Annotated in this window: 2 protein-coding genes and 1 pseudogene; all 3 read right to left on the bottom strand. The window is 54.9% G+C overall.

Annotated features, from left to right (window positions below; translation table 11 throughout):
* Positions 1-170: 170 nt before the first annotated feature.
* A pseudogene (locus tag C9413_RS30410) lies at positions 171-632 on the bottom strand (helix-turn-helix domain-containing protein); the annotation flags it as partial.
* Positions 633-961: 329 nt separating this feature from the next.
* Positions 962-1,642: a hypothetical protein gene (locus tag C9413_RS30405; protein ID WP_170251346.1), complete on the bottom strand. Its 681-nt coding sequence runs from the start codon at positions 1,640-1,642 to the stop codon at positions 962-964.
* A gap of 608 nt (positions 1,643-2,250) precedes the next feature.
* Positions 2,251-2,901 carry a metallophosphoesterase gene (locus C9413_RS30400; RefSeq protein ID WP_246703895.1) on the bottom strand — a complete coding sequence of 217 codons (651 nt, stop codon included), beginning with the start codon at positions 2,899-2,901 and terminating at the stop codon, positions 2,251-2,253.
* Between the last annotated feature and the right edge of the window lie 106 nt (positions 2,902-3,007).

The following is a 3,007-nucleotide window of genomic DNA, read 5'->3' as shown; positions in this document are numbered from 1 at the left end:
TTTGTCGACCGCGGAGACAACCCTGCTCCCAGCACTGGACAGCTTTGACGGCACTGCACCGGCGGTGAGGGCAGATTCACCCAATCAATTCCGCCGTGTTGCATATCTCGCAAGCCGGAGAGGTCGCCGTATGCTCAAATCAGCTTGACGGACGGAATGCGATTAGACAACCACCAATGAAGCGAGCCGTCGATCTGAACGAGTTCGCCGAAACAATCACGCCGGCCGCGCGGCTGGAAGACCCGCTTCTTGCGTTCGCGTCGCGACACCCAGATGCCGGCTTCCATCATCCACTGGCGCAGCGTCTCCTTGCTGACGGCAATCCGGTGGCGTTCGATCAGCTTCTCGGCCGCCAGCGTAGGGCCAAAATCCGCGTAATGCTCACGCACAAGGTCGAGAGCCAGATTGCGGAAGTCCTCACTGTGGCGCCGGTTGCTCGGACGGCCGCGCTTCTTCGAAACCAGACCGTCGATCCCGTTCAGGTCATAGGCCTGCAACAGCCTATGGACTTGGCTGCGACTGAGCCCAAGCAGCTCAGCCGCCCGTGTGACCCTCAGACTGCCTTGGCGAACCTGCCGAATATGTTCAAGACGATGCATTTCCTTCTGCGACATGACAATCAAACAAGACATGACGACTCCCAACACAAATGGCCTCGGCCACGATGCAAGTCGCTGATCTTGCTCCCCAATGCTGACGTTTGACCAGCATCGCAAGAGGCGACGACTGTCGCATCTCTAACTGGCCTATGTGTCGCATCTCTAAAATGCCGCTACAACACGTCGTCGCATAACACATATTATGGAACACCCGAGCGGTTTTGTCCGTGTTGCTTTTTGTCGTTGGGCATTCGGTCTCGCCCAAATCCATATGTATTCGCCCACTCGGACGTTTCGTTTCGCCCTGGACAATTTTGAGGCAGAAAACCGGCCCAGAGAGCTGAAGCCAAGAATAGGAAGTGCTATGTGAGACTTACGGGACGCTGACTGAATGCGACAGTGATCGTCGCCTTGTCGGATTTCAGCCTGTCTATGAAGTACGTTGTCGGCTGGCTCCACTGCAGGGAGCGCCCGTGCTGGTCGTGGCACTCGATGTACATGTTGCCAGTCACCGTCGTCACATCAGGGTGCGCGGCAAGAACACAGATGGGCAACGTTCCAAAAGACGCAACTCCTCCAGGAGGTACGTTGGCCGGAATAGCCGACATCATGTTCCATGTCTTGATGTAAGGCAAACTCTCACGCTCGTTCCTCGTTAACGAACGTTCCTGTCCCTTAACCGTGAGGCGCTCGGCCTGAAACCAAATCTCAACTGACAGCCCAGGGCCAGCGCCGTGATTGTAGAGTTGACCATAATGCTGTTCCAAAAAAGGAGCGAGATATCCGTCCGGAAGAGCTGCCAGAAACTCCTCAACGTCCTGTTCGCCTGTCGCAACACCCGGGATGCGCTTTAAGGGTTGAAGAGTTGCAGCTAGTTCTTGCCCGCCGACGTTGAACAGCAAATTCGGGCTGATCTTAATCAATCGATCTGTTCGGTTGTTGTTCAAACTAGCGATGCCAAGGCTCACAGAGGTGATAATGCCTATGCCCGCAATTATGGTAGACGCGATTTGAAACCATGGGACCAGTTCGGCTACGGCCATGTTACGAGCCTTTTTCAGGTTCATCCCAAGGCGCGGGCGGCGTTAACCATCCCATTCCACCGCATCTTTCACATTTTCTCAAACTTGGGGGTTGGTAGAGTTCGCCCCTCGGATTGCAAACCGGACATGGCTTTTTTCCATAAGGGGCTTGGGTTCCCTGCTCGGCCACTGGCCACCTCCAATGCCCTCCACATCGCCGCATCAAATGTAACTTGCAACTTGGAGCGGCTCAATCAGATTCCGTCAGAGTCAGATCGCTCTTGTCGGTCAAATCATCAGTAGAGAGAATGCGTCTGTCAGTAGTTTTTGGATTTCTTGCGCTGATCGATTATCTTGATCTTGAGCTTCTTGCGATCGTTTCGTGGACCTATAACGATCCTTTCCGGGTTCGGCTCGAAGTCCGTACCCAACACCGCTCCGAGCGGAGCTTTACTATCACTCTGAACCTTCTGAGGTGGAGTGGCTTTGGGCAATTCGATCTCTCTATGGCCGGCAGAACATATCAGAGGTAACGCTGCCCTGTCGAGAAAACTGGCGAAGTTCGCGAGTCGACCGTTCCAGCAAACGCCGGGACCCTAGAATTCGAACACGACACGGCTGCCGCCATCCTAGACTTCCACGGTGAAGGCTGGATCAAATCTGGTCCCCTCGCCCGGGTATCCGCGCGGGTTCGAGATCACCCTGCTGTCGCCGATCATGTAAGCGTTCACGCGATGAACATGACCATGCACCCATAACGCCGGCCGTGCTTCGACAATCAGGCTTTCCAGATCAGAAGCATAACATGGAGACAACCGGTCGTCTCGGAGATCAGGGGCGATCGAGAGGACGGAAGGTGCGTGATGGGTTACGATCACCGTCTTTCGTCCTTCACCGCCTCGAAGTTCGGAGGCGAGAAAGTTCCGTGCTTCCTGGTGCTTCCGATAGGCATGGATCGGGCGGAATTTCCGGTAGGGAAGCTTCTGGAATTTGATGCGCCTGTAATCGTTTATTCCGACCTCGGCTGCCGCCATCGCAAGTTCAGGATCGCCTCCACGGAGGCGGAAGTCGGTCCATAGCGTACCGCCCAAAAATCTGACGTCCCCGATGTCCACAGCGTCGTTCTCAAGATAGTGGATATTGGGATATTTGTCGGCGAAAGCACGGGAATCTTGGATGCTCTCTGTAATTGACGCGCCGTCGAATTCGTGGATGCCGGCAACAACGACGACAGGCATCGTTTCGGCAAAATGGGTTGCCAACCAAAGAACTTCAAGCAAACGACGGCCGCATCCGAAGGTCTCGGAATGGCTCAGAACACAGTCCCTGGTTGCCATTCCATTCGCTGTCATTCTGGAAGTCGAGACGGGATTAGAGGAGCAGCAT

Source organism: Rhizobium sp. SEMIA 4085 (assembly GCF_013004495.1).
Taxonomy (GTDB): Bacteria; Pseudomonadota; Alphaproteobacteria; order Rhizobiales; family Rhizobiaceae; genus Rhizobium; species Rhizobium gallicum.
This window is presented reverse-complemented; position numbering and strand designations above follow the sequence as displayed.